This is a genomic window from Vulcanisaeta sp. JCM 14467 (assembly GCF_001316245.1).
In the GTDB taxonomy this organism is placed as follows: Archaea; Thermoproteota; Thermoprotei; order Thermoproteales; family Thermocladiaceae; genus Vulcanisaeta.
Genome location: NZ_BBDM01000006.1, coordinates 1 through 26,267, shown reverse-complemented (window position 1 = coordinate 26,267; position 26,267 = coordinate 1). Strand labels below are relative to the sequence as shown.

The following is a 26,267-nucleotide window of genomic DNA, read 5'->3' as shown; positions in this document are numbered from 1 at the left end:
TTATATTCAATGCACCACCATCGGATGCGTTTACGTAAGGCACCCTAAATTTGGCATTGCCATCATCTCCGTGGACCCTAGGTTGAGGAGGGTTTATTCGAGGTGTGTCTTTGAGGTTGCTAGGGGTTTACTGCCCGACCTGGTTAACGGCGTTTATGATTACCTCATGGTTGACTTGGCAAGCATCGCCTACGGCTTCAAGGACCCTAGGGCTTTCCTCGTGAATGTCAGGCTCGCCATCGACTACGGCTACCTAAAGCCAAATGTAATCTTCGTCATTGATTACTCAAGGCCTAAGCACAGGGCGGTTGTGTGGGTTGTGCGTTGCCTAAGCACGTCACTACCTAACTGCAGTGCCTTATTAATCCAGTTGAGAATTCCATAATAGCATGTCCAGTGCTCTGGACGGGCTTGGTGGGTTTGATATGGGGCTTTTGTGGAGGAATAGGTTCTGCATTGGCGTTAAGCGTGATAATGAGTATCGATGCGGTGGTGATGCCGGTGAGGATGCGAAGAGCAAAGCCGTCGAATTGCTTGTTGAAGCCGTTGAGCGAATGCGGCGTTGGAGAGTTTGGGAAACATGGTGGGTTGATGAGGTAATGGATGAGTGGTTAATTGCCAGGGATAGGCTGGAAACGCAATTAAGGGGTAAGTACAGTGATGATGTCGTCAACGCAATCACAGGGCTAGTCGACAAATTCATAAACTACAACGAGCGATTCCTAAACTACTGGCGTGAAGTCAGCAACGAGGTCAGGAAGTTAATCGAGGACTTAACGAACGGCAGGGCTGAGGTAGTCATTAGGGGTGAAAACGCAACAGGAGTAAGCGTGCATTACGAACACGTGACATTAGAGACGGATAGTACGAACATTGGTGGTGTAACGGTTAAGTTGGTGCTTAATGGACTTAAGGGCATGACCATCAAAGTCTCCGACGTATTTAGGAAGGCAATGAGTAGGAGGGAGTACAGGAGGTTCATTAGGAAGGTGCTCAGGGCGTTGAAAGGCGGTTTCGAGGAGACGGACGGACGTATTGAAGAGGGTAAGGCCACCATGGGAACGACGCAGACTTGGCAGGTCATCGTTTGGTCGCTACTTTACCCGGGTGATAATTACGTGCACGTAGACGCAGTTAATATTAATGAGGGTGGTGTGACGATTACGTGGCATTTGAGGACTGGCCACAGGCCGCTTAAGGGCAAGATCCTCGGCAATGTCGACAAGCTCGGTGAGGAGGAGCTATTGGCGTTCACGTTAACCGCAGTGCTTGGTGATGGATGGGCGGATGTTGTGAAAACCATAAAGAATGGTCGTGTTTATGATGAGGCCGTGATTACAATCACGATGTCAAGTGAGAAGTTTAAAGCGTGGGAGCCGTTGTTTGAGAGATTGAAAAGTATGGGCTTTAGAAGTAGCGAACCCTACTCGGAGGGTAATGCGGTTAAGATACCATTCTACGGCAGTAATGCCATTGACCTGGCGAAGGCGATGATCAATATCTTGCCGCCCATCCTACGTGACGTACTTGATGCCTTAGCCTTCGAGAAGTGGGAGAGGATTAAGCGAATAGCCGAGATGGAGGTTAAGTTCAGGATAGGCGAGTCCCAAATCAATGTGACTGGTTACAAGTTCACGGTGGAAGTTCATGAAGGCACTGTTGCGTTGGTGCATAGGGCTAGGGATGGTGTTGAGGCTGATGAAGTTATTAATGCGCTGAAAGTCAATTACGGCGATGAATTTCACGCCCACGTTAATAGGAGCGGTAAGTATTTGGTTGTCAGGATACCAATGTATGAGTTCGAAAAACATGACGATATCAAGGCACAGGTCATTGAGGTGTTACGCAGAAAACTCGAGAAAACAAAAGACGAGAAAAAGAAACAAATAATCACCAAACACCTAACGAGACTAACAACACCCACAAAGGGGGCGGCCGCGGCGAATCACCTTGAGGATCCGTTGGCTTTGACCCAGCTGCAGGGAAAATACGGGACTGAAGAAATGGTGTAAGGAGGTAAGACTTACAACGACGCATGCACGATATCATCACCGCCAGCCACATTCACCTTATCATCACTCCTAAGCAGCACCTCACCGTCACTGGCACGATACCGAAGCTCACTAAACACGACATCCTTGCTGTCCAGGAAGTTCTCTATCCTTTCCATGTAGTTGTCCAGCTCAAACTCGAAGGCACGCCTATCCAGGTCACTAACCTGTGATTTTACCCAAACACATACAAGGCAATAATCAGGACTAAGGGGTTAAAACCCAGCAACTAGTGCCCGTCAATTTACTGGGATATCAACCCAATCCCTGGGTATTGCCTCCCTCCTCTTGCGGAATAAATCCCTCGTTGAGTGGGCAACTATGAATGAGCCCTCCCGAACCTCAACATATATTATATAGTCAGGGTCCTCAAGGTCAGCCCTGGCGAACTGGGCCAGGTACTCGCCAAGCTTCTTGGCAAGCTCAACACTGGTCATTGGGTACTTCTTGTCCATTCTCTTAACAATGACCTTAAACGTACCATCCCACCACCCACAAGGCTCATAAGCACCTCCTTAGTCGTTGCGAATAGCGAGTCCAGGTCTCTGTTGATTACCCTGTCTATTATTGATACGTGAGCTACGTAATTAACATCCCTAATAAGTGCTAGGGCGTTAGAATCACAATTGCTAAGGTCGACTATGCACTTATTACGGCCCCACTCAACAACCTGCCCACAGTTAATCCTAGACAGCAGGTCATATGGACTAATACTCCTTGCATATGGCTCAAACGTTATTAAAACCCTCATCTTCTTTAATATGGTAAGAACCCATGGATTTAAAAGGGTATGGGTCACTACGGCTCCGCAAGCAACGACGCTATTAAGGTCTTTACATCACTGATAACGTCACCTATTAAAACGTGCTCATCAGGTGCGTGGGCGGTTTCCTTAGACGTCATCCAAACGGCCACGGGAATGCCGCGCGCCCTCAAGTAACGCGCATACGTACCACCACCAATACCAAGTAATTTCGGCTCCAGGCCCTTAACAATCCTTATAGCCTTAGATAATCTCCTAACGATCTCACTATCCGCGCTCGTTGGTTGTACAGGGTCCTCCCTACTAACGACATCAACATCGACCTTACAACCATGGGTACTGCAGTAATTATTCGCCGTATCCCTAATGACCTTAAGAACCTCATCAATGCCGTACTTAGGCAGTATTCTACAGTCTATGTAGAACACGTGCTTACCAGGTATTGTGTTTACATTACCAACGTTAGGCTCCACCTTAGTTGGCTCGAAGGTTGATCTAGGCGGTATGAACAGCGGGTCCTCATAATTAAATGTCTCGTGCAATTTCCTGTCTATTTCAAGGGTCAATTCACTACCAAGCCTATAGGCATTGAGGCCCAACTCGGGAAGCGATGCATGCGCCTGCTTTCCATATACCGTCACTTTAACCCAGAGTATTCCCTTCTCGCAATCTCAATCATTGTACCGTCAGCATTACCCGCATCTGGGACCAGGACTAGATCCTTACCACTTATTAGGTTTGGTTCCTTATTAATTACGTATTGAATACCATACTTGCTACCGACCTCCTCATCACTCGCCAGTATTACTCCGTAATTAATCGGCGGCCTTATGCCAAGTTCCCTCAGTACCTTGGCGGCTGTGATTCCCATGACTATTCCCTGCCCATTATCCTCAACACCCCTACCATATATCGTGTCACCAACCACCGTGGCGTTAAATGGCTCATACGTCCACAGCGACCTATCGCCCTCAGGAACCGTGTCCATGTGAGCAATGACCCAATAGGTCCTTGAGGTATCGACACCCCTCATCACGGCGATTATGTTCGGTCTCGAACCTCTACTAACCCTGCGGTCAGGCGCCTCGATAATCCTAACCTCATCGAAGTAATTCCTAATCACGCCAAGTAGGTAATTAGCCCTATCCCACTCACCATCACCGCCATTCTCAGGCGCCAGGGCCTTTATTGGTATGAAGCCCCTATACAAATCGATTATGAACTCCCTCTGCCCATCAACATATTTAAGTACACCGTCCAAGTCGATACCTGAACTCACAATTAAATGCGCATGGGCAATGATTATTTAACTTTATGCTGGCCCACAGCATAGTTATTTTACATTAGAACCTGAAACAATGCTTAAAATTATACCCGTAATCGATATCTAATGATTATTGAATGAGTAGGATTAAGTCATTGGTAATGACGTACCGGGATTACGACTTAAATACGTTGGCTAAGGCGTACTTCACGAATGATGAGTTGGCGAAGCTGTATAAATCATATAATTCACTCATTGCGTTGGAAACATGTAACAGGGTTGAGTTCTACCTGGATGGTAGTGAGGATGAGGGCGCATTAATTGAGTTGATTAATGAGAAGGCTGGTGTGAGGCCTAGGGTACTTTATGACTTGGACGCCATTAAGCACTTGTTAATGGTCGTTGCCGGGCTCGACTCAATGTTCCTGGGCGAGAGGGAGATCTTATCCCAGGTCAAGAAGGCCTATAGTGCGGGTAAGCCATCACCAAGGTTGAAAATACTGTTTGAATCGGCGATTAGGTTTGGGGAGGGTTTTAGGCGTAGGTATAGTCTTTACGATATCTCGTTCGTGAGGTTCCTGGCGGATTATATAATGAGGAATACGGGTAAGGATAGCAACATACTCGTTGTTGGTGGCGGCGAGGTTGCGAGGGGTGTGGTTAGGGAACTACTTCGGGGTGGTTATAGGAGTATAACTGTGATAAACAGGACAACGGATAAGCTTAAGTACGAGTTCGGCAACTCAATAAGGCTGTTAAGCCTTGAGTCATTAATGAGCGAGGTAATGAGTGGTAGGTATGATACGTTGGTCGTCGCTGTATCCGTGCAGTCGCCCCTGATTAGTCTCGGTGATCCTGCTAATAATTCATTACCAAGGCTTATAATCGATGTATCAACACCGAGTGCGGTTAATATCCACGGTAATGGGCATATTAAGGTCATTAGGCTTGAGGATTTAAGGGAGCCCTACCTGAACTACGTTAATGGCAGGAGTAAGATAATGAGCGAGTTGTCGGAGATTGATAATGAGGCTGAGAGGATTATGAGACTCATCATGCGTAGTGATGCTAATGAAGCTGTTAAGGATGTGATGAGGTTTATTGAGGAGATTAGGGAGGAGGAGGTTAGGGAGGCGTTGAATGCCCTGAGGAGTGGTGAGGATGTTGAGACCGTGATTAATGCCATGAGTAGGTCATTGATTAAGAAGATCATGCACAATTACCTAGAGAATATGAGGAGGTTTGCCGAGGCAGGTAATGAGGATGCCGTAATGAGGATGAAGACCTATTTAATGGAGGTCTTGAGGAACAACGAGAATTAAACCTGCCTAAGAGCCTTGGCTGAGTCCTCTACCTGCCTGAGCGTTTCCTCAACAACATCATTAGTATGGCTTGAACTCGTGAACATCGCCTCAAATTGACTAGGAGCTATGAAGACGCCACGTCTCAACAACTCCTCATGGAGCCTAAGGTATAGCCTAGTATCTGACTTACTGGCCGTTTCATGATCAACAATCTCACCCCTTGTGAAGAATACCTGGAGCATCGTTGGGACCCAATTGACGACGTGATCAATGCCCAACCTACCAAGTATGTCGCTGAGTCCCTCCGCCAACTTACGGGATGCGCTTATGGCAATGTCGTAGGCGTTGGTGGTCTCGAGAACCTCTATCGTCGCCAACCCAGCAACCATGCTTATTGGGTGGCCGTTGAATGTTCCTGCATTGAATACGGGGCCTCGGTGATAGTAAGTCCATAATCTCATCACGAGCACCAACAGCGCCAATCGGGAACCCACCACCTATTATCTTACCCAGCGTGGTTATGTCAGCGCTAACGCCATAGTACCTCTGGGCGCCACCGAGACCAAGCCTATAGCCCGTGACGACCTCGTCAAGCATGAGTAAGGCCCCGTACCTATCGGCAATTTCCCTGAGACCCTTGAGGAAGCCCTCCCTGGGTGGTATCACGCCGTAATTGGCCATGACGGGTTCGACTATTATTGCGGCCACGTCATTACCCTCACTCCTCATAATCCTCTCCACACTGTCCAGGTCATTGTACTTAGCCACAATTGTTAATTTAGCCACGTCATCAGGAACACCGGCTGATGATGCGCACCAAAATGCGCCGCTGCACTACCAGCCTTGACCAATACGTAATCAACGGCGCCGTGGTAATTACCCTCAAACTTCAGTATCTTCCTACGCCTTGTATACCCACGGGCTAACCTAATGGCTGTTGCCACGGCCTCACCACCGCTATTCACGAACCTAACCTTCCTAATGCTTGGGAAGTGACTCACTATCTTCTTAGCCAGTAGGACCTCAACCTCCGTCGGCGCGCCATAAAGCCAACCCCTACTTAGGTAGTCCATGATGCGCTTAACGACAGGTTCAGGTGCATGGCCTAGGATTAACGGTCCATAACCAAGCACGTAATCTATCAATCGCTGGCCATCAACCGTGAATATGTATGGTCCTCTACCCTCTCTTACGAAGAATGGGTACGGCCTAATCGCAGCTCTGACGGGACTACTAACACCACCAACGAGAACCTTCCGCGCCTCCTCATACAACCTACTGGACTCACTCATTACTACCCTAGAGCAACTGCATCATTAAACTTTTATCTCCTAACCTCTATAATCATAAAATTTTAAAGGGCGTTGCACCAATCGATTCATAACATGATTGAGAGGACCCTAGTGATAATCAAGCCCGACGCCGTCAAAAGGGGATTGATTGGGGAAATCATCAGCAGGTTCGAGAGGGCTGGTCTCAGGATAGTGGCCATGAAGATGATCAGACTAAGTAAGGAGGAGGCCGCCAAGTTCTACCCAAGCGATGAGAATTGGCTACGCTCAGTGGGTAGTAAGTCCCTGAAGTCCTACGCCGAAATTGGGAAGGACCCGAAGACTGACTTGGGCACCGACGACCCTGTGGAGATTGGTAAAATAATCAGGGGCTGGCTAGCCGATTACCTCTCGATGGGTCCAATTGTGGTTATGGTTCTCGAGGGTAACAGGGCCGTTGAAGTTGTTAGGAAGATCGTGGGCTCAACAACACCATACTCATCACCGCCAGGCACCATCAGGGTGATTACTCCGTTGACAGCCCAGACCTGGCGAACCTGGAGAAGAGGGCGTTGTTTAACCTCGTCCACGCCAGCGATAGTCCCAAGGAGGCTGAGCGTGAGATTAAGTTCTTCTTCCGTGAGAATGAGTTCGTGGATTACTCATAAACTCCTTATTTGAATCACGGACTTTATATCCTCGTGGCCCCAGTTATAGGCGTACTCATACTCATCGAGCGTTACCTCCTTCGTTATCAACTTCCTAACCCAACCGCCGAATTCGAACTTAGCCTTAACCAGGTCTGAAACACCCATTTCGAAAGCCCTTATGCTAGCGTTGGTTGCGCCGATTATGAGCTTGTTCCTCCTCCAATCATCTAGTAACGGCCCAATGTTAACGTTCTTACTGTCAAGGTAAATGCCCAGTAGTACGGCAACACCGTCATTTCCAAGGTGTTTCAGTGCTTCATAAGCAGCGCTTGTGGAGCCCGTGGCCTCGATCACTATGTCGAAATCTCCACTTATTTGGTCGACGTTCGTGTTCACGTATGTGGCACCTATTTCCTTAACGAGTTTAGCCTTGAGACTGTCGTAGGGTCTCGTTGCCGTGACTGTCACGTCAGTGAAGCCCCTGAGTTTCATGACCATGAGCGCCAACATGCCGATTGGTCCAGCACCCATTATTAAAACCCTCCTCGGCTCCAGGACTCAAACCTAGCCCTCCCGAGCCTAAGCGCCAGGTCAATACCCTTCTCAACAATGCTTAGTGGCTCCGTGAGTACGGCAACATCGACGGCTCCTTAGGGACCTTAACCAAGTATTGGGAATCCGTTACCGCGAACTCCGCGGCGAACCCATGTAGGTACCATATGCCGTGCTCCGCGTATGTACCCCTTGGGCAGTAGTCCAGTTCTGTTATTGGTAGGGTGCACGTTGTGGGTCTCCTTACTGTTGGTACGACTATGTCGCCCACGCCTACATTATCAACACCATCACCAAGCTCTATAACCTCAGCTACAGCCTCATGACCAAGGATTAGGTACTCCTCACCTGGTGGCGGTGCACCATACCTACCCTCAATGATATCCTTATCAGTACCGCAAACACCAACCTCAATTGGTCCCAGCAGGACTTGGCCACGCTTTGGTGATGGCTTTGGCATATCCCTCAGTGCCAATGAGTCCTTAACCAATGGAATTACAGTAACTGCCTTCATCAATGACCATGGAGTTGACCCCCTTAATAAACCAGATATGTGTAGTGTTTTCAATTCATTAATACTCATTAGATTGCATTTAAATGTTCTAAGGGGTTTAACCACTATATAGGTTATATAATCATTAAGGAAATGCGTATTAATCCACAAAGTACAATGAGTGTGGTATGTCCCAGACCCTGAAGGAGTTGGCTAATCAATTAATGAGCAGGAGGCTCGTGATTATAGACCTAACACACGAATTATACAACGGAATGCCCACCTACCCAGGCGACCCACCCTTTAACCATGAGTATGTCAAGGTTGGGAAGAGTTATGGTGAATCCACGTTATCTAAAATATCTGCTGGGCTACATAGTGCACGCACATAGACCTGCCACGCCACTTCGTACCGGGTGGCTCAACTGCAGAGTTAATACAACCAACTGACTTCATAGCCTATGGCGTAGTACTCGACCTTAGTTACAAGAAGCATGGCGAAGCAATCACGGGGGATGACCTGAGGAGGTTCGATAACAAGATACAGCGTAATTACGTGGTAATGCTCTACACAGGCTTCTCAAGGACCTGGGGCACTGAGGAATTCCTCTACAACTGGCCGTACCTAGACAGGTCAGGCGCCGATTACCTAGTGAGCAAGGGCGTTAGGGCTGTGGGTATCGAGGCCCTGAGCATAGCTGGCTGGCCCGGCAAGGAGGGCTACCCATACCCACCCAGGGTTCCTAGGGATGACGTAGCCTACGTTCACTATAAACTATTATCAAATGGTATCTACATAATTGAGGGAGTCACGAACCTAGACCTTGCATTAAATACCTGCAGGGATGGTGAGGGACTATTCATATTCATGCCACTTAAGATTAAAGGGGCTGAGGGTTCACCATTACGATTAATAATGCTTTGTGAGCCTAAATAATCCGTTTTGTAGTATTTCCCTCGTATTTGACCTATCGTTTAGTGAAGGTAAGATATTCAGGTATATGCTATAATATGTAAAATTATAAAATTAAGTATAGAAACATTGAATAATTTATTATAGATATAAATGCAAAAAAATGCACTTAACAAACCTCTTTAATAAATTGGTAGATTTGCCTACAAATGTATGGCAGGCATACCCCTGTTTCAGGCGTCTCCATGGGTGACGGGAGTATTCTATGCAGTGTTGGGCTTTCTATTTGGAGTACTGGCAGAGAGAACTACCTACTGTATTGTCATAGCTACCCACCAGGTTATGGGTGTTCGTTATAGTAGGATCTATGAAATGATCCTAATGGGTATAGCCGTCTCAGCGCTACTCACTGGAGTGCTCGTGGCGGTGAATGCAGTACCTTATGTAGATGCGTATGTGCATATGCCAGGGGCTGGTTGGTTCACTGTTCTTGGGAGTTTCATATTTGGTTTTGGGATAATGCTTGGGCAGGGATGCATGGTTGGTATGTTGTGGAAGAGTGGGCAGGGTTATGTGGCGAATTGGCTTGAGATAATTGGTATGATGGTCGGAACCATGATATTCGCATTCCCAATATATAATGGGTTAAGCTTGGAATGGTGGTGGCACCACAACACGGTGTTAAGTATAGCAAATGGCTCTCCGTATAACTACGTACCACTCTTACTCACAAAAGTAGGCGGTGATGGCTTACCCATTAACGTGACCGCGCTCATCGCCGGTATTGTATTCTTCATCGCTATAATGTTCGTTGTGTGGAGACTCCGAAGAAATCGTCTCGAGTTTGAGGGACGTGAGAATTGGAAAAACTCACCCCTATTCTATGGCGCGCTCTTTGGCTTATTCATGGTGGCATCATTCATATTCTTAGCCGGCCGTGGCTTCAACTACTTGGGCGTCACAACCCCCGTAGGTCTCCTGGCTGAGTACGTCAGCACAATCTTCGGCTTCATACCGGGCAGTAAAGTAGTTCCACCCAATTGGTTCCAAACGGTGGGTGCCCTTAATCCATACACGTTCTTCATACTAATGGTTGTCTCTGGCGCAATGCTAGCGTCCATGTATAGGGGAACCTTTGCAATAAGGTTACCACCACCCAACACTAATAGGTTTGCTGAGCTCGCGATAGCCTTCATAGGCGGGATCCTACTCGCAATAGGCGCTAGGATAGCCCAGGGTTGCAGCGTAGGTGGGTTCTGGTCGGGGCTAGCAGGGCTTTCACTCTTCGGTCTCCTCTTTACGCTAGGATTCATACCAGGCACTATGCTGGGTACTACGCATATGTTTACTTAAGCTCCCTGGCGGCTAGGAGAATTAAGATGACCAGGATTACGGTGTCCCAAGTCAAGTTTGATGACCGAATACCAGCAATCACTTTTTCAATAGTGTGGGGCCTAATTATGATAGGGGTGGGCTTTTACGTCATATACGTAGGCCCTCATTTAGCGAAGGCAATAACTGAGAGCGCCGCTGCACAGTACGGAGACGTACTTATAGGTACAGGCATCTTAGTTGCGATTTCCGGCATCCTTATAAATCTGGCAAAAATGCGACGTAAGGAAGAACTCGCCATCCAAAGATAGGTCTTGCAATACGATAATATTATAAACATCAAAATAATCTTATTCTTCGCGTGTTCCATCATCAATTCATGACTTTTGTAAAGGATTAATCAATATCCCTTGGATCCTTAGGCAAATTTATATCAAAGGCCTCCCTCAATAATCTACGTAATATCCTGTATGTCATGCCCCATATCACCACATCACCCATGATTATCGCAGGCCTTAACCTGCCCTTAATGTTAACATTCAATCTAACGTAATTCGCCGCATCATCAACATTGAGCCAAAACACCTTCGAAAGCTCAGCACTATTAATAACTAGCTGTGGGTTACAATCCCTCAATAGGAAGACCACCGGGACCACATTGATGTTTGGCGCATTACTTGGCGTGAATGGCTCTAAAACACCGAGTAATTCAGCGACTTTAGTAAGGTCAAGACCAACCTCCTCCCTGGCCTCCCTAATGGCAGTATCCACCAAGTCCCTATCCTTATTGGGCTTAAACCTACCGCCGGGAAACGCCGCATCACCACTCCAGGGGTCGTCTGGGTTCTCAGTCCTCTTACCAATTAGGAATGCCTTTAGGCAGGGATTGTAGATCACGGCGACCGCAGCCCATAGATGCACATTATCTGGTAATGGCCTATTATCCTTCACGATCTTCCTCAATTTATCTACATTATACGACTCCATAATACATTATGTCTCTAATCATTTATACCCAATTAATAAATGCTATTCACCATAGATCATATTAAGGCTTGCAATGGCCTAATCGAGAGAACCTCAGGGTTAGCTAAGTGCAGTGGTCTCTTACCCATTAATATGTTGATTAGGTTCCTAACGGCCACCTCAGCCATCCTCTCTCTCGTCTCGTAAGTCGCTGAGCCAATGTGCGGAGTTAACACGACATTATCAAACTTAGTCAATTCATGCGTGCTCGGTAGTGGCTCCTCCTCAAACACATCCAATGCAGCACCCGCTATCCAGCCCTCCCTGAGCGCCTTAACGAGGGCATTGGTATCCACTATGTCGCCCCTCGCCACGTTTATTAAGTACGCAGTCTTTTTCATCAGCCTTAACCGCTCCTCATTAATCAAGTGCCTAGTCTCTGGGGTTGCGGCCACGGTTATTACCACGAAGTCCGACTCACTGAGTACGGACTCCAGGGGCCTATACTCAATGCCGAGGGCAAACTCTATGTGCGGCTTCCTCGTCCTAGACCAATAAATCACCTTCATATCGAACGCCTTAGCCCTCCTAGCCACTGCCGTGCCAATGTTGCCAAGGCCGATAATGCCCAGGGTAGCTCCATGAACCTCAGAACCAAGGAGCCAACCCCACCTATCATATATACCGCCCGCCCTAACGAGCCTATCGCCAAGCACGATCTTACGGGCAAGGGCTATTAGCAACCCCATGGCCAGGTCAGCCACGGCCTCAACAAGAACCTCAGGTGTGTGGGTTACGTATATACCCTTCTCAGTGGCTGCCTTAACGTCGATATGGTCAACACCAACACTATACGTACTAATTATGAATAACTTATCCGCCTCATTAATCAACTGCCTATCAATGATGTCGCCCAGAGTCACTATAGCCCCAACACAATTCCTAAACACATCAACCCAAACCTCCCTAGGCGGCGCCGCCTGCCTACTCCACATGGGGCCTGTCTCTTTCCACATCCTAATTTCCACGGGTAATTTATTGAGTTCTGAGTATATTATTGAGGGTAAATTGCTTCTGCTTATGAATATGCAGGGCCCAACCATTACGGTGCAGTGCTGGAGCGGATTAATTAATATTTTTAGGTTCGTGCACCCATAGATAGTCAGCATTAAATAATTGTGCTGATACCGTAATTGGTTGATGGTAACTATCAGGGACATACTAAACAGGCTTAAGTGGACTAATCAAATTAATAATTACGTCCTAGTCTTTATATCGAGGGGTTCGCCAAATAATGAGGAGGTTGTTGACCTATCTAGGGTGGTCTCGATAAGTAGGGATGGGTTTACATACATTGGTAGTGGCGGTAGGGAGACGTACATACCGTATCATAGGGTAATCGAGATTAGGCGTAAGGATGGCACAGTTATTTTCCGAAGGAATGTGCCGCATTGAGGATTGAGATGTTAAGGGGATTTACTTATGAGCCTGTTGACAAACGTGATATGCCTATGCATAAGATTCGCATCGGCATTGAGGATATTAATTATGTAATCCTGCTCAACTGGGTTGAGTAGTCCTGGAATGACGATGGTATGTGGTGTATCGCCCACGTCAGGTACGTCATTAATTGTTGAGACCCTAATTCTTTGGTTGTTCCAACCAATCCTTGCAGTGTAAATCACCATTAGGTCGTCGTTCACAACGCCCTGTCCACCAATACTCTCCATCTTCTTGAGTAATTCCACAGCCTCGCCCGCGTTCATGAAGTCGCCATTATCCTTAATGTCAAGTAGTAGTATTGTGTGGAGTCCACGCCTGAGGTTGTCACCTAGTACTTCATAAGCCTCATGCTTAGTACGCCTATCCTTGGGTATGTTATTGTTGCCACAGGGCCAAGCTTATATGGTGACAAGCCAAGTTGGCTGAGCACGGCGCAGACGATGCTTACGGAATTAACTATCTTAACATTAAAGCCCCGTCTCCTGGCAATTACGGCTATGGCCGCGTGGGTTGTGGCTATCATTGGATCGCCAATAACGAGGAGAGCCACGTTACGACCATTCTCCAGCTTCTTCATTATGATCTCGGCATTTCTATTCTCCAAATCCTCCCTCGAGACCTGAATTAAGTCATTCCTAATCCTCTTTAAGTAGTCAATGAATTCTGTAGGTCCCTTTGAAGTATACGTTTCTAGAAATACTGCATCCACTAATCGCATTGCATCCAACGCTTCACTTGTGATATTATTGGGGCTTAAACCAAGACCGACTATGTATAGTGTTGGTTTGGTCTGACCCACGTTATTTTTCGATTGTTGAAAAAATTTAAAAGCGTAGTAATTATGTAAATGTAGATGTCTTCGAGGGTTAAGATACCGGAGGATGGAGAACCAATAGTTGTCCAGGGTGGTGTCTGGCGCGTTCCAAATAGACCAATAATACTTTATATCGAGGGCGATGGGATAGGGCCTGAGATAACGAATGTTGCCATTAAGGTGATTAATAAGGCGGTGGAAAAGGCCTATGGGAGCTCTAGGGAGATTAAGTGGGTCAAGGTCTATGCAGGTGAGGAGGCGGAGAAGGTTTATGGTAATAGGTTCCCTGAGGAGACAATAAACCTAATCACGAAGTATAGAGTTGTCCTTAAGGGGCCGCTTGAGACACCAATTGGTGGTGGTTGGAGGTCGATAAACGTGGCCATTAGGATGATCCTGGATGCCTACGCCAATGTTAGACCTGTTAAGTACATGCCTGGTCTTGAGTCACCGCTTAAGCATCCTGAGAGGGTTGATATGGTGATCATTAGGGAGAATACGGATGACCTGTACAGGGGTATTGAGTGGAGTTGGGATAGTCCTGAGGCTGCTAAGTTGAGGAAGTTCCTTAGGGAGGAGTTAAAGGTCGAGCTTGAGGATGATACTGGAATAGGCATCAAGCCGATTAGTAAATATAAGACGCAGAGGGTTGCAAGGTTCGCCTTTAAGTTCGCCATTGATAATAAGAGGAGGTCAGTAACGATAATGCACAAGGGCAACATAATGAAGTATACAGAGGGTGCCTTCAGGGAGTGGGCCTATGAGGTCGCACTTAAGGAGTTTAGGGACTACATAGTTACTGAGGAGGAGGTGAATAAGCTCTATGGAGGCAAGGTGCCGCCAGGTAAGATACTCGTTAACGATAGGATTGCCGATAACATGTTCCAGCAGATAATCACGAGACCTGAGAATTACGATGTAATACTCGCACCAAACCTAAATGGCGACTACATAAGTGACGCTGCAGGAGCCTAATTGGCGATATTGGCGTGCTTGGCGGCGCTAATGTCGGTGATACCGGCGGCATGTTCGAGGCTGTACACGGCACGGCGCCTAAGTATGCAGGTAAGAACGTGGCAAACCCAACAGGTATAATTAGGGCTGGTGAGTTAATGCTTAGGTTCATGGGTTGGAGGGAGGCTGCTGACCTGATTGATAGGCAATAATCGAGGCCATTAATCAGAAGAAGGTTACGCAGGACCTGGCCAGGTACTTGGGTGTTCAGCCGCTGGGCACTAGGGAATTTGGTGATGCATTGATAGAGATAATTGATCAATTAAAGTGAGTAGTTCAACGTATAGTTTTAAATTAAAAATCAATTTAACATGTAACATAAAGGTAATTACTTATTATTTACAGTAACTAACTGCTGCGTCTCCTTAAGCTTAATTAGCGGTGGTTTTGGATTCAGATAATCATTGAGCGCCCTCACCACGAGGTCAATATCGCTTGGATCAAGGTCCTTAAGTATTGGCCTATGGCTCCTATAATTAACAATGTCGCTTGGGTCTATTTCAATGGTCTTCACATCCTCCTCATAGTACTTAGCCTTAATGAGAACATTACCCAGTGGATTAACTACATGACTACCTCCAAAGAATCCAAGCCCGTCATATTGCCCCACGGTATTTACATAAACGGTGTATGCAACATTCTCAAGTGCCCTGGCAATCATGAACGTCTCGAAGTGCAGTCTCGACATATCAGGCGCGGCGCTTATGTATACGTGAACCTCAGCGCCCTTTAGCATCATGGTCCTTGAGACCTCTGGGTAGAAGGCATCGTAGCATATTGCAATGCCGACCTTGTGACCATTAATGTTTATTACCGGTATGTCACCCTTACCAATTCCAAAATACCTATACTCATCAAACACGCCGTAGGATGGCAAGTGCCTCTTCCTATAAACGGCTAACACACCGTCAGGTCCCACGGCAACTGCTGTGTTGTAAAGCACGTGGGTATCCTCATTCCTCTCCGCGAAACCCACAATTACGTGGCATTTCCTCCTCCTGGCCTCCATGACGAGCCTAGTAATCGTTCTGCCACTTATTGATTCGGCGATTTGAAAGAACATGTCCCTAGACATGTAGCCCGGTAGGTACAATTCAGGGGTCACCACTAGATCCGCTCCATCGCCAACGCAGAGCTTATCCATGGCTTTGACCAGCCTATCTAGGTTAAACTCCACGTCGCCCAACTTACTACTGTACTGAAGTAGGTGAATCCTGAGCATTAATTATGGGGGCGTGCTGGGAATTAAAAATACAAGCCCCGCTCTGCAAATGAGTAAGCAATAAAAGTCATTGATTATTAATCGCGTGTGCCCAGGATAACCCTTGAGAACTTAATACGCATTGATTATGACTACGCGATCCAGAGGATTGTCGATTTCATAAGGTCCTACGTCAGGGACTCAGGAGCACAGGGGCCGTTATCGGGCTTAGTGGTGGGGTTGACTCAAGCGTAACGGCATACCTACTAGTCAAGGCCCTGGGTAGGGAGAATGTCATTGGATTGATACTACCGTATAAGACCACGCCACCTGAGGACATTAGGGACGCTAAGTACGTGGCTGAGACCCTCGGGATTAAGTATTACTATATCGACATTGACAGTATAAGGAACGCCTTTGCCGAATCAATACCCGAGTTTGATGAGAGTGACAAGATAGCCGCCGGCAATCTACTCCCTAGGATTAGGATGACGCTGCTTTACTACTTCGCTAATAGGTTTAACAAGGTTGTGGCAGGTACTGGAGACAAGAGCGAGTTATTGATTGGCTACTTCACGAAGTATGGCGATGGTGGCGTAGACATACTGCCGATAGGTGATCTATACAAGACGCAGGTTAGGTACCTGGGTAAGTACCTCGGCCTGCCGGATAACATAGCCTTTAAACCCTCAAGCCCAAGGCTTTGGGAGGGGCAAACGGCCGAGGGTGAACTTGGTGTTAAGTATGAGGATGTTGATGTAATACTACATGCATTAGTTGATTATAGGATGAGCGTTGAACAAGCTGCTGAGGCCACGGGTAAGCCCATCGAGCTTGTGCAGACTGTGTGGCGTAGGGTGTTGAATACTGAGCATAAGAGAAAGCCGCCAATAGTGCCTAGGGTGTCTATGAGAACGCTGGGCCTTGACTGGAGGATGCCCGTGAATAAGACTGGCGTGAGTGAACTCATGGAATAAGCCCTTTAAAACGCCCTAGGGCTTAAACTCAAAATGAGTAGGCCTCTTTGGCACGTTATTGAGGACCCAACATACATTATCAACCTATACGTGGGCATCGTAGTAACGCTAATGCTTATAGGCGCCATAGTCATCTACGTAATAACACAGTCAATTATTGACGCCGCACTCACGTCATTACCGCCAATACTCATAGCCCTAATAATGATAGCCGCCAAAAAAAGCCATTAAGAGGAATGAGGTCATGGTGTATATTGATAAGTTTGTGGCATTGAGGGATTCTGAGAGGATTGAATTACCAATATACGAAATAACGAGGATTAGGGTAAGACCTGTAATAAACACGGTGAGGATTAGGGGAGTGAGGATGGTACCGATACCCTCAATACCTAGGTTTAATACTTGGTCCGTCACCTTCATGTCCGGCGATAGGGAGGTTATTAAGGTGTGGATTAACGAGAGCGAGCTGGATAAGCTGAGGACGGTGATTAGGAAGTTATGTAATGAGAGGTTAATATGTATAAGTATTGAAAACGTAATGCCAATCTAATGATAAGGGTAGTGAGGGCAGGGCCTGTCGACCACGTACACCTCGAGACAACACTCACGGCAATATGCCCAGTGGACCATAGCATTGACAATTACGTTCTTGAGGTTGATTATAAACCATCATGCCAAAATAACCATTGCATCTATGCGGAATTGAGCAGCCTTAGGGAATACCTGGACGGGTTTAGGAATAGGGTTATTTACCATGAGGACTTAATTAATGAATTAATGAGTGAGTTCATAAGGGCTTTAAACCCTATTGAAATAACCATAACGCTCACGAGCAACTATAGGGGTATTAAATACGTAATAAGGCGTAGCGTCAAAACGCAAGATTCCCGACACGCACCTTAATCCTTATCCTACTCAAATCACCGGATGAACCTCCACGAAGTTGGGTCTCCTTAATGAGTTGGCATATATCATTGCCTTCATCAAGCCCTCCCTATCCCTAGCCCTTATGTACGGCCACAAGTCAACCACGGGCTCCTTGTATAGGCAGGTCTTTAACCTGCCATCGCTGGTGAGTCTCATTGTCGTGCAACCTGCGCAGAAGGTTGGGTTATTATAATTCTTAACGATCTCGACCTTGACACCATCAACCTCGTAAATAGGCCTATTGTGGAGGTCCTTCCTAGTCCCTAGTAACTTACCGTGTTTATTCAACCAATTAATTACGTCGTTCAGGTCATCATAGTACCTGGCGAATACAGGGAAGCCGTCACCCATAGGCATTAATTCTATTAGTTGTAGTACGAAGCCGTACTTAGCCGCAAACCTAATCATCATTGGTATCTCGTCGGTGTTCAACCCCCTTAGTACAACCATGTTCAATTTTATCTGCTTAAAGCCCAGGCCACTAACATAGTCTATGTTCTCGAGGACCTTATCCAGGGCGTCGACACCTGTTATGAACTTGTACTTCCTGCGATCCAGGGAGTGGAGTGAAATGTTTAATCTACGTAGTCCATGGGAGAGTAAGTCCTCGGCGTATAAGTCGAGTAGATAACCATTGGTCGTTAATGAGAGGTCCCGAGGACCAACCTTATTAACCTCGTCAACGACCTCAACAATGTCCTTACGAAGCAGTGGTTCACCGCCCGTTATCTTGAAATCATCTACGCCAAGCTCCTTAGCTACGGAGACTACGAAACCAATATCCTCCGCACTCAACTCCCTGCTTAAGAACCTTCCCTGACCCTCAAAGTGACAGAAGATGCATCTGTAATTACATACGCTGTTGACAGCGATCCTAAGCTTAAGCCAGGGCCTTCCGTAATTGTCAATTAGCATTATATGGCGTTATTTAATTGCGCTTTTAAAATCATTATTCCTGAAGTAATCATTTCTAATCAATGAACTTATTACCATGGATTTTATCAAGTAGGTAGTCATGGAGGAACCTGAGACCGTGTGTCGAAAGGGCCTCAATCTCCACCTTCTTCTTCGTCCTTAGGAACAGCTCAATCTCCTTCTTCCAGTGATCGCTCTGAAACCAGGGATACCTAAGTAGTTCCTGAGCCCTCTTTAGGTCCCTATCCGTGGCCTTTATAACATACTCATCACTAATCTTGTAAGTCCTTATGTCCGTCGCCGTGACACCGACGAACTTAGCCTCGGGGGTCGCTAGCCTATCACTCTCGTAGCTAAGCTTTATTGAGCCGCTCTTATAGACGCTGTATATGTACCAGCCGTATGGGTCACCATCAGTTAGTACATAGACTGGCAATCCATACTCCTCATTAAGTCTCCTTATGAACCTCCTCGTCGCCCTATCAGGCATACCCTTCGCAGTGACCAACAAGCAACTCTCCCTCTTCCAGAAACCCTCCCTGTTAAGTCTCTGGAATATTGCGTCCTTCTCAATAACGAGTACGTAATTTGCCTCAACCTTAACAATTTCGAGATCATCAGGATTTGGCGGAAGGCTTAATGCGGTATCGCCAAGCTTCGTGGCATCTATCTCGAAGCCCTTGGACCTAACAATTATTGGTCCCACGACTTTACCCTTAACATCTGCCGAAAGCCCCATCTCCTCCCTGAGTATTCCTGTGGCAACCTCAATATCCTCAATGACCGCGTTGGACTCCGACTGCTCATCCCACGTATTCTCCCTAATAACCTTATTAATTATGTCCGCCTTAAACTCCATGGTATGCTTACCATTGTAGTACAAGTCCCTTATTGTTGGGTAAACACCCTCTCTAATGGCCTGGACTATTAGCCTAAGCATTAGTATTGTCTGCATGAACCTCTTGGATTCCTTAAGGTCCAGGAACCTCCTCCTCAACTTCTCCGGGCCCAACACGAGCATCTTCCTCTTCGAGTCCCAAATGGTGTTGCTCAAGGTTCTCGATGGTATCTCGAGTATTGGTTCCTCATTATTAAGTATGGTGTTTGTCACGGAATTGCCCCAATCCTCAAGGGCCTTAAGTACCTCATCCCTGCTCTTAGCCACGCTCATGACAGAGCGCTCGCTATAAAAACTTAGCGCCATGAGGTCATGCTTTAATACTCTAATCCTGTTTTTAATTACCGTGACTAACGTAAAGTCACTTAGGGGTAGGGACTTCATAACACTCATGGACTACACAACAGATGAGATAAAGTACCTACTGGGGCTATCCAGGGATCTTAAGTCACGGTATTACCAGGGTGAGCGGCATAGCGATGTATTGAGGGGTAGGACCCTACTCATGATATTTGAGAAGCCGAGTACAAGGACCAGGGTAAGCCTTGATGTTGCAGCAACGCAGTTGGGAATGCACGTGATTTACTCAAACCCACAGGAGCTTCAGCTTGGTCGTGGTGAGACCATAGCTGATACAGCGAGGGTTGTGGATAGGTTCGTTGACGCAATTGCGGCTAGGGTGTATAAGCACGAGTCATTAATCGAGATGGCGAAATACGCCGTGGTCCCTGTAATAAATGCCCTCAGCGATCAGGAACATCCACTGCAGGTTTTGGCTGATGCCCTGACACTATGGGAGGTTAAGGGTAGGCTTGAGGGTTTGAAACTAGCCTTCATCGGCGATGGCGACAACAACATGGCACACTCCCTAATGATAATAGGCGCCAAACTTGGTTGGGAGGTTAGGATAATAGCGCCGAAGAAGTACTGGCCCACTAAGTTTGCGGAGCAACTGACTGAGGATGTTAGGAGGACTGGGGCTAACATAGTGATTAGTGATAATATTGAGGATGTCAGGGGCGTGGACGCGGTGTACACAGACGTGTGGGTTAGCATGGGTATGGAGGCTGAGGCTGAGGAGAGGAGGAAGGTCTTTAGGCCGTATCAAGTCAATGCGGAGGTTATGAGGAGGGCAAGCCCTCAGGCGGTGTTTATGCATTGTTTACCTGCCCATAGGGGTGAGGAGGTGACTGATGATGTCATTGACGGGCCGCAAAGCGTTGTTTGGGACCAGGCAGAGAATAGGTTGCATACGGCTAAGGCCGTGTTAATGTCATTACTGGCATAAGGAGGTTTTCCCATGAAAATTATTTCTGATCAAACAACGACTTAACCTGACAGAGTGTGTAAGCTTTATTAATTAAGTCATCGCCACCACCTTGTATGGTGAGTCGTAATAAATTACTAAGTGCCATAGTACTATTGGCCCTAGCCCTAGCATTAAGCACATTCGTACTTGCATTAGCAGAGGAGTGGCAGCAATTAGTCGTATACACTAGGTCAATAACTATACATGCACTAGCTGTGTCATCAAATAATAGCGGTGCCGTAATAAACATTACAATAACGGCCATGAAACCAGGCACTGGCTACGTATACGTAGCATCAAGCCCACTACCAACGGCCGAGAGTGGCACATTCCTATCATCATCACAAATAGCCGCTCTAGTCGCTACCTACTTAGCCAATCAGCCATTCAATGAATATAACTTCTTAATAAATGTTGAACCAACGACGCTAGAGATCGGTGGACCATCAGCGAGTGGTTATATGACGGTCGCAATGTGGGCGTTAATAACAAACCATACCTTAAGTCCTGATGTTACGATGACGGGCATGATACTGCCTGATGGCTCGATAGGGCCTGTGGGTGGTTTACCCACTAAGATTAAGGCGGCTGCCCAGGAGGGTTATGAAGTGGTGCTAATACCGTATGGTCAGCAGATATACCAGACCAGTAGTGGTCAGGTGATTGACTTAATAAGTTATGGTAAGAGCCTCGGTGTTGACGTTATACCTGTAATGGACGTTAGACAAGCCATCTACTACTTCACTGGCGTTAACATGTCAATACCTTCAATACCTGCCAAAGCACTTAAGACGCAGGTCTACGTTAATGTGACGAAATTCCTATGGATGAGGATATATGATAGGATTGTGAGCACAGGCGCTATAAACTCCACGGATCCCAACGTTTCAAGATACGTTAATGAAGCCATTAATTACGCAAACCAGGGCATGTACTACACAGCCGCCAGCCTAGGATTCCAGGCACTGATTAATTATTACCAGGACGAACTTCAGAACTACACAACGCCACAGTTAGAGAACCTGCTAAACCAATTAAACAATGAGCTGCAGTACTATGAGGATGTGCTTCAGCGCTATAACGTGACGACTGCGAACATAGACATAGTAATTGGGATTTACGATAGGATCTTTGACGCTAAGCAGTCATTAAGTGCTGTATCACAGGACCTGGCAAGCAATGACATAAGTGATGCGATAAGTAATCTAGCCTACGCTAAGGCTAGGATTGAAACCCTGGGTGATTGGTTGGCGGTATTAAATGCCATAAAGGGTGGGGCGCCAATTTCGGAAAGCTACTTAGAGGAATTGACTAGCATGTACCTGGTATATGCCCAATCAATAACCGAATACACACTTTCACTATCAAGTGCTGTGGGGGCATCAAGTCTCCTCCAGAATATGAACTCAATAACGCAGGAGGTTCAGGAGGCCCAAAACAACTACCAAAGGGGGCTTTACTCATTAGCACTTGCGCAAAGCCTTGATGTCATATCAAGCAATGATGCAATGCTACACATATTATTCACACCCGTGATAAATGGGCAGGTAAGCACTCAGTACTTAGTCAATATTACGGATTATGTGGAGAAGTTAGCGGTATTTAACACATACGAAGCAGAGAACGGTTGTAACCTATTCCCAATGCTCGCCATATCGTACATAGACTTCGGAAATTACTACCTAGCCAGGTATAACTCAACCGGCAACATAAATGACCTGGCAGCCGCACTACAACTCTATGAATTAGCAGCCTCATACTCGCAAGCCCTTTATGAACTAGCCTCATCAACCAATTCATGCGGCACAACATTCACAGTATCAAGTATAGTACCAATAAGCATTAATAGCACTGCTAACGCCACGTTGAACATAGCATCCAACCAACCAATTAATTACAACGCAGTACCCCTGGCAGTGGGTATTGCATTAATAGCGCTTGCCGCGGGCATCGCCGTATTCTCAATAAAAAGCCTAAAAACAACCACGCTTAAGCCCTGAATTAAAATGAATATTACAGCAATATTGATAATGGACTTCCTCATAAGCTCCGTAGGAAACGCACTACCATTTTTCGGCGAGGCATACACAGTATACGCCTCACTAACCTTGCTGGATGTTAAATCATCAATACAGTACGTAATCCTAGTAATAATTGTGACTGCGGTTGGTGCCTCAATTTCTAAAAACGCATCCTACGCCCTAGGTTATGCACTAAGGAGGCCTCTCGGCAAAACCAGTGCCGTGAAGCTGATAATGCTCCTATCCAATAAAGCACCGCTCTGGGTATTGGTAATAATATTAGCCGCATTGCCTGGGCTACCTCTTGATGATTACCTATACATAGGTGCTGGGGCTGCCTTGATAAACCCACTGAGGTTAAATGCCTACATACTCATTGGTAAGTTAATAAAGAGCTCCGTGGAAATACCAATAGAGCTACTCCTCTTCTCATCACTATACGGCGTATTAAGGCCAAGCATGGGTCTCTCAACATTTCAAGTGATTATGGCAGTCATATTCACCGCGCTGGCCTTCGTGGTGTTTAAAATTAATTGGATCAGGATTTACGTAAAACTCCAGGAGAGGATTCATTTACTCCCAAGGATAGAAGATAATATCGGTAATTTTGACCAAGGAAATACTTAGGAACGTTTTTAAGCCTGCACAATTCTCTTGGCTGGTGCGTAGATGAGTGGTATCACTATTATGCCGAAGAGTTCAGATCCGAGTGATGCTTTTAATCGCTTTTGAACACTTCTGATTACTTTCCTTCATCCCCTCATTCCCCATTCCCCTGCTCTGTCGGTCCTGGCTTCTCCGCATACGCCTGTACTGTCCTTAACCAGATTTAAGGTTCCAATAGAATTTCTGTCCCTTACGAAGCCACAGTTTTCATAAATTGCTAGCCTATGAACGTAGGCTAGCTTGGAGCTGTATCTTGGGCATTTGTTGATGTATTCTTAGGATTCACAAATATTACTGATACTCCATACTTAATTGGCTTGGCAATGATTGCGTGTTGCAACCTCCTGTATGTGAACAACGCCAACCTCCACTTGATGACATTGTCTCATTATTAATTGTCTCCCTAAGGCGCCTAAGGTCCTCAAGATAACATTCTTTGAGAACTTTTAAATATTATATGCATAAATTAAAGTTAAAATATTATTAAATCACGATACTCCTTAGATAATAAATAAAAGTACTGTAACAATAAATAATGCATTAAATTAACTTTATAAAGTATATAGCATTAGAATAATAATGATGGCTATAAGTTTTGGTGCGGGGGTGGGATTTGAACCCACGCAGCCTTCGCCAACGGGACCTCAACCCGTCCCCTTTGACCTGGCTCGGGCACCCCCGCCAGCTCAACAGTTCATTAACAGCGATTTAAAACTTTTCCACTATCATCATGTTCGCAATTATTTGTTTAAATCGGTCGTAGTCTTGTAATGGTTTGATCAATTCCTTTTATTCCTAGGCTTCTCTCCACATTCTTTATGAGGCGTGTTTAATATTTCTATGGATTAATTTTAGAGTGCGTTATTGGTCATTTAGTGGCGAGGTGTTTTGTGTTGTTGCTTGTTCCTGGGTGTATGGGGAGAAAGTGTTATTAATGTTGTTTTCGATAACGGCTTTGTGTCTGCGGTTGTTTATGATCATGTTACTAAGGTGTTTGGGCGTGTTGTGGCTGTGGAGGATGTTTGTCTCGAGGTTCCTGAGGGTAGGATTGTGGTGCTTGTTGGTCCTAATGGTGCTGGTAAGACGACTATGCTTAGGCTTGCGGCTGGCATACTTGTTCCTGATGGGGGTAGGGTTCTAGTGCATGGTTTTGATGCGTTGGATGTTAAGGCTAAGAGGAGGGTTGGCTTCATGACGCCCATGGATAGGGGCGTTTACTGGAGGTTGACGGCCATGGATAACCTGGTCTTCTTCGGCACGTTGTATGGCTTGTCGCTTAGGGAGGCTAGGGCGAGGGCTAGGGAGTTACTCGATGAGTTGGGGCTTAGCAATAGGGCGAGTGATTGGGTTGCCACGTATAGTACGGGCATGATGAGGAGGTTGGAGATTGCTAGGGCGTTGATGCATGACCCGGACGTGTTATTGCTTGATGAGCCGACGAGTGGTATAGATGTTGATGCTAAGCATAACATACTCAGTTTCATTAGGAGCCTTAGGGGTAGGAAGACGGTGATCCTCGCCTCCCACGATCCTCAGGAGATTGAGTTGGCCGACATGGTGGTGTACATAAATAGGCGTATCCTGAATGAGGCGCCTGCCCTTAAGGTGGTTAAGGTGCTCGTTAAGGGCTCGGTGGATGGGTTAGGCGGCTTTAATGTGGAGCGTGTTGGTGGTGATGAGTATGTCGTTGTGACGACTATGGATAGGTTTAATGAGTTGATGAGTAGGTTGGCTATGTATGATGGTAGGGTTAGGGTTTTGGACATTGATGTTGAGGTTGCGGTTGCCGAGGGTAATGCCAGGAGGATGGAGAGGATAATGAGGAGGAGGAGGGAGGGGTGGTTGTGATGGGCATCATTGATAGGCTTTACAGCTTCGTCGTGATTAGGGGTTGGAAGATGTGGGTTTCGTACAGGACGCAGGTTGTGCTTACAATGATTAACTGGGTCATCCCCGTATTCATATACTTCTTCATTGGTGTTACCCTCGGTTTTGGGAGGTTAGGCATGATTAGGGACTACACGGCATTCATGGTAATCGGCACGGCATTCCAGGGCTACTTCTCCGCATCAGTAACGACACTGGCGGGCCGTATTAGGAATGAGGAGCTCATTGGAACCCTGGAGTACCTAATAGCGGCACCCCTGAGGCCCATGACTCTTATGATGTATAGTACCGTGTGGGGCCTGGTGATTAACTCAATAAGTGCGGTCACGGTCCTATTGATAGGGCTTGGGCTCGGCATATCGTATAGGGTAAATATGCTCACCACGGCCGTATTCCTAATACTTTATCTGGCGTCAATAATTGGGTTAAACCTGATCGCGGGTGCCGTCGTGCTGATTGTTAAGCAGGGAAACCCCGTAGCCCTATTCACCTCGGTGGCCTCGAACCTACTGGGTGGGGTTGTGTTCCCAATTTCCGTACTACCAACGTGGCTTAGGTACATAAGCTACTCACTAT

At 46.6% G+C, this 26,267-nt stretch carries 27 protein-coding genes, 1 tRNA gene and 6 pseudogenes; 18 read left to right on the top strand and 16 right to left on the bottom strand.

Going from position 1 to position 26,267, the window contains the following annotated elements; translation table 11 throughout:
- The first annotated feature begins 70 nt into the window (after positions 1-70).
- Positions 71-385 carry a hypothetical protein gene (locus tag JCM14467_RS06820; RefSeq protein WP_252900991.1) on the top strand — a complete coding sequence of 105 codons (315 nt, stop codon included), beginning with the start codon at positions 71-73 and terminating at the stop codon, positions 383-385.
- Positions 386-389: 4 nt separating this feature from the next.
- A complete protein-coding gene (locus tag JCM14467_RS06815) occupies positions 390-2,012 on the top strand; it encodes a hypothetical protein (protein WP_054849592.1) in 1,623 nt (540 codons plus the stop codon).
- Positions 2,013-2,023: 11 nt separating this feature from the next.
- Here JCM14467_RS06815 and JCM14467_RS16780 read toward each other — a convergent pair whose 3' ends face one another.
- The 5 genes from JCM14467_RS16780 to JCM14467_RS16770 form a co-directional block, all read right to left on the bottom strand.
- Positions 2,024-2,170 (bottom strand): hypothetical protein, encoded by a 147-nt coding sequence (locus JCM14467_RS16780; RefSeq protein ID WP_252900990.1) that lies wholly within the window; start codon positions 2,168-2,170, stop codon positions 2,024-2,026.
- A 120-nt stretch (positions 2,171-2,290) separates the two neighbouring features.
- Positions 2,291-2,506 carry a THUMP domain-containing protein gene (locus tag JCM14467_RS06810; RefSeq protein ID WP_054849591.1) on the bottom strand — a complete coding sequence of 72 codons (216 nt, stop codon included), beginning with the start codon at positions 2,504-2,506 and terminating at the stop codon, positions 2,291-2,293.
- Positions 2,485-2,802: a hypothetical protein gene (locus JCM14467_RS06805; RefSeq protein ID WP_252900989.1), complete on the bottom strand. Its 318-nt coding sequence runs from the start codon at positions 2,800-2,802 to the stop codon at positions 2,485-2,487. The genes JCM14467_RS06810 and JCM14467_RS06805 overlap by 22 nt, the downstream gene beginning before the upstream one ends.
- A 47-nt stretch (positions 2,803-2,849) precedes the next feature.
- Positions 2,850-3,455, bottom strand: a complete 606-nt coding sequence (locus tag JCM14467_RS16775) for a M20/M25/M40 family metallo-hydrolase (protein WP_252900988.1) — start codon at positions 3,453-3,455, stop codon at positions 2,850-2,852.
- Positions 3,452-4,093 carry a M20/M25/M40 family metallo-hydrolase gene (locus tag JCM14467_RS16770; protein WP_252900987.1) on the bottom strand — a complete coding sequence of 214 codons (642 nt, stop codon included), beginning with the start codon at positions 4,091-4,093 and terminating at the stop codon, positions 3,452-3,454. Before JCM14467_RS16770 ends, JCM14467_RS16775 begins: the two co-directional genes overlap by 4 nt.
- Before the next feature lie 122 nt (positions 4,094-4,215).
- Between JCM14467_RS16770 and JCM14467_RS06795 the strand changes: the two genes are divergently transcribed.
- On the top strand, positions 4,216-5,400 hold the full coding sequence (locus tag JCM14467_RS06795; protein WP_054849589.1) for a glutamyl-tRNA reductase: 1,185 nt from the start codon (positions 4,216-4,218) through the stop codon (positions 5,398-5,400).
- Here the strand turns inward: JCM14467_RS06795 and hemL are convergent.
- Positions 5,397-6,674, bottom strand: a pseudogene (hemL, locus tag JCM14467_RS06790) (glutamate-1-semialdehyde 2,1-aminomutase). The gene JCM14467_RS06795 and the pseudogene hemL sit on opposite strands and share 4 nt — an antisense overlap.
- Positions 6,675-6,767: 93 nt before the next feature.
- Between hemL and JCM14467_RS06785 the strand changes: the two are divergent.
- Positions 6,768-7,321 (top strand): annotated as a pseudogene (locus JCM14467_RS06785) (nucleoside-diphosphate kinase).
- Here the strand turns inward: JCM14467_RS06785 and JCM14467_RS06780 are convergent.
- Positions 7,316-8,369: pseudogene (locus JCM14467_RS06780) on the bottom strand (glucose 1-dehydrogenase). The pseudogenes JCM14467_RS06785 and JCM14467_RS06780 overlap by 6 nt on opposite strands.
- Before the next feature lie 167 nt (positions 8,370-8,536).
- Here JCM14467_RS06780 and JCM14467_RS06775 point away from each other — a divergent pair.
- The 3 genes and pseudogenes from JCM14467_RS06775 (at position 8,537) to JCM14467_RS16760 (ending at position 10,904) form a co-directional block, all read left to right on the top strand.
- Positions 8,537-9,285, top strand: a pseudogene (locus tag JCM14467_RS06775) (cyclase family protein).
- Between the two features lie 189 nt (positions 9,286-9,474).
- Complete coding sequence (locus tag JCM14467_RS06770) at positions 9,475-10,614, top strand: YeeE/YedE thiosulfate transporter family protein (protein WP_252900985.1); 1,140 nt, start codon at positions 9,475-9,477, stop codon at positions 10,612-10,614.
- A gap of 26 nt (positions 10,615-10,640) precedes the next feature.
- Positions 10,641-10,904: a hypothetical protein gene (locus JCM14467_RS16760; protein WP_252900984.1), complete on the top strand. Its 264-nt coding sequence runs from the start codon at positions 10,641-10,643 to the stop codon at positions 10,902-10,904.
- Positions 10,905-10,989: 85 nt separating this feature from the next.
- On the opposite strand, the gene JCM14467_RS06765 is transcribed toward JCM14467_RS16760, so the two are convergent.
- Both JCM14467_RS06765 and JCM14467_RS06760 read right to left on the bottom strand, forming a co-directional pair.
- Complete coding sequence (locus tag JCM14467_RS06765) at positions 10,990-11,580, bottom strand: NUDIX hydrolase (protein WP_054849588.1); 591 nt, start codon at positions 11,578-11,580, stop codon at positions 10,990-10,992.
- 56 nt (positions 11,581-11,636) lie between these two features.
- Positions 11,637-12,662: a 2-hydroxyacid dehydrogenase gene (locus JCM14467_RS06760; RefSeq protein WP_054849587.1), complete on the bottom strand. Its 1,026-nt coding sequence runs from the start codon at positions 12,660-12,662 to the stop codon at positions 11,637-11,639.
- A gap of 97 nt (positions 12,663-12,759) precedes the next feature.
- On the opposite strand from JCM14467_RS06760, the gene JCM14467_RS06755 reads away from it, so the two are divergent.
- Complete coding sequence (locus tag JCM14467_RS06755) at positions 12,760-13,014, top strand: DUF504 domain-containing protein (protein WP_054849586.1); 255 nt, start codon at positions 12,760-12,762, stop codon at positions 13,012-13,014.
- Between the two features lie 11 nt (positions 13,015-13,025).
- Here the strand turns inward: JCM14467_RS06755 and JCM14467_RS16755 are convergent, their stop codons facing one another.
- Both JCM14467_RS16755 and JCM14467_RS16750 read right to left on the bottom strand, forming a co-directional pair.
- The gene (locus JCM14467_RS16755; RefSeq protein ID WP_252900983.1) at positions 13,026-13,325 is read right to left on the bottom strand and encodes a hypothetical protein; all 300 of its coding nucleotides are present in this window, start codon (positions 13,323-13,325) and stop codon (positions 13,026-13,028) included.
- A gap of 65 nt (positions 13,326-13,390) precedes the next feature.
- Complete coding sequence (locus JCM14467_RS16750; RefSeq protein WP_252900982.1) at positions 13,391-13,861, bottom strand: SAM-dependent methyltransferase; 471 nt, start codon at positions 13,859-13,861, stop codon at positions 13,391-13,393.
- A gap of 54 nt (positions 13,862-13,915) precedes the next feature.
- Between JCM14467_RS16750 and JCM14467_RS06745 the strand changes: the two are divergent.
- Positions 13,916-15,161, top strand: a pseudogene (locus JCM14467_RS06745) (NADP-dependent isocitrate dehydrogenase).
- 57 nt (positions 15,162-15,218) lie between these two features.
- Here the strand turns inward: JCM14467_RS06745 and JCM14467_RS06740 are convergent.
- Positions 15,219-16,112: a carbon-nitrogen hydrolase family protein gene (locus JCM14467_RS06740; protein WP_054849585.1), complete on the bottom strand. Its 894-nt coding sequence runs from the start codon at positions 16,110-16,112 to the stop codon at positions 15,219-15,221.
- Positions 16,113-16,199: 87 nt separating this feature from the next.
- Between JCM14467_RS06740 and JCM14467_RS06735 the strand changes: the two are divergent.
- The 4 genes and pseudogenes from JCM14467_RS06735 (at position 16,200) to JCM14467_RS06725 (ending at position 17,971) form a co-directional block, all read left to right on the top strand.
- Positions 16,200-17,068: pseudogene (locus JCM14467_RS06735) on the top strand (NAD+ synthase).
- A gap of 33 nt (positions 17,069-17,101) precedes the next feature.
- Positions 17,102-17,299 carry a hypothetical protein gene (locus tag JCM14467_RS16740; RefSeq protein WP_252900980.1) on the top strand — a complete coding sequence of 66 codons (198 nt, stop codon included), beginning with the start codon at positions 17,102-17,104 and terminating at the stop codon, positions 17,297-17,299.
- Positions 17,300-17,312: 13 nt separating this feature from the next.
- On the top strand, positions 17,313-17,618 hold the full coding sequence (locus JCM14467_RS16735) for a hypothetical protein (RefSeq protein ID WP_252900979.1): 306 nt from the start codon (positions 17,313-17,315) through the stop codon (positions 17,616-17,618).
- Positions 17,618-17,971, top strand: coding sequence for a hypothetical protein (locus JCM14467_RS06725; protein WP_054849584.1), 354 nt, complete (start codon positions 17,618-17,620; stop codon positions 17,969-17,971). The genes JCM14467_RS16735 and JCM14467_RS06725 overlap by 1 nt, the downstream gene beginning before the upstream one ends.
- 12 nt (positions 17,972-17,983) lie before the next feature.
- Here JCM14467_RS06725 and moaA read toward each other — a convergent pair whose 3' ends face one another.
- Positions 17,984-18,910 carry a GTP 3',8-cyclase MoaA gene (gene moaA, locus JCM14467_RS06720; protein ID WP_054849583.1) on the bottom strand — a complete coding sequence of 309 codons (927 nt, stop codon included), beginning with the start codon at positions 18,908-18,910 and terminating at the stop codon, positions 17,984-17,986.
- Positions 18,911-18,965: 55 nt separating this feature from the next.
- Entirely contained in the window at positions 18,966-20,081 is a 1,116-nt protein-coding gene (locus JCM14467_RS06715) for a DNA topoisomerase IV subunit A (RefSeq protein WP_054849648.1), read from the bottom strand.
- A 73-nt stretch (positions 20,082-20,154) separates the two neighbouring features.
- Between JCM14467_RS06715 and argF the strand changes: the two genes are divergently transcribed.
- The 3 genes from argF to JCM14467_RS06700 all read left to right on the top strand — a co-directional run bounded on the left by argF (position 20,155) and on the right by JCM14467_RS06700 (position 23,765).
- Positions 20,155-21,096: an ornithine carbamoyltransferase gene (argF, locus tag JCM14467_RS06710; RefSeq protein ID WP_054849582.1), complete on the top strand. Its 942-nt coding sequence runs from the start codon at positions 20,155-20,157 to the stop codon at positions 21,094-21,096.
- Between the two features lie 95 nt (positions 21,097-21,191).
- Entirely contained in the window at positions 21,192-23,117 is a 1,926-nt protein-coding gene (locus JCM14467_RS06705) for a S16 family serine protease (RefSeq protein ID WP_054849581.1), read from the top strand.
- Positions 23,118-23,123: 6 nt separating this feature from the next.
- Complete coding sequence (locus tag JCM14467_RS06700; RefSeq protein WP_054849580.1) at positions 23,124-23,765, top strand: hypothetical protein; 642 nt, start codon at positions 23,124-23,126, stop codon at positions 23,763-23,765.
- Positions 23,766-24,039: 274 nt separating this feature from the next.
- Here the strand turns inward: JCM14467_RS06700 and JCM14467_RS19430 are convergent, their stop codons facing one another.
- The gene (locus JCM14467_RS19430; protein WP_256359225.1) at positions 24,040-24,168 is read right to left on the bottom strand and encodes a hypothetical protein; all 129 of its coding nucleotides are present in this window, start codon (positions 24,166-24,168) and stop codon (positions 24,040-24,042) included.
- 232 nt (positions 24,169-24,400) lie between these two features.
- Positions 24,401-24,486 (bottom strand) — tRNA-Leu (locus tag JCM14467_RS06695).
- Positions 24,487-24,704: 218 nt separating this feature from the next.
- Here JCM14467_RS06695 and JCM14467_RS06690 point away from each other — a divergent pair.
- Together JCM14467_RS06690 and JCM14467_RS06685 are read left to right on the top strand one after the other, a co-directional pair.
- Positions 24,705-25,652 (top strand): ABC transporter ATP-binding protein, encoded by a 948-nt coding sequence (locus JCM14467_RS06690; protein WP_252900978.1) that lies wholly within the window; start codon positions 24,705-24,707, stop codon positions 25,650-25,652.
- The coding region (locus tag JCM14467_RS06685) for an ABC transporter permease (RefSeq protein ID WP_054849578.1) at positions 25,652-26,267 on the top strand (616 nt) is incomplete at its 3' end. The genes JCM14467_RS06690 and JCM14467_RS06685, both read left to right, overlap by 1 nt.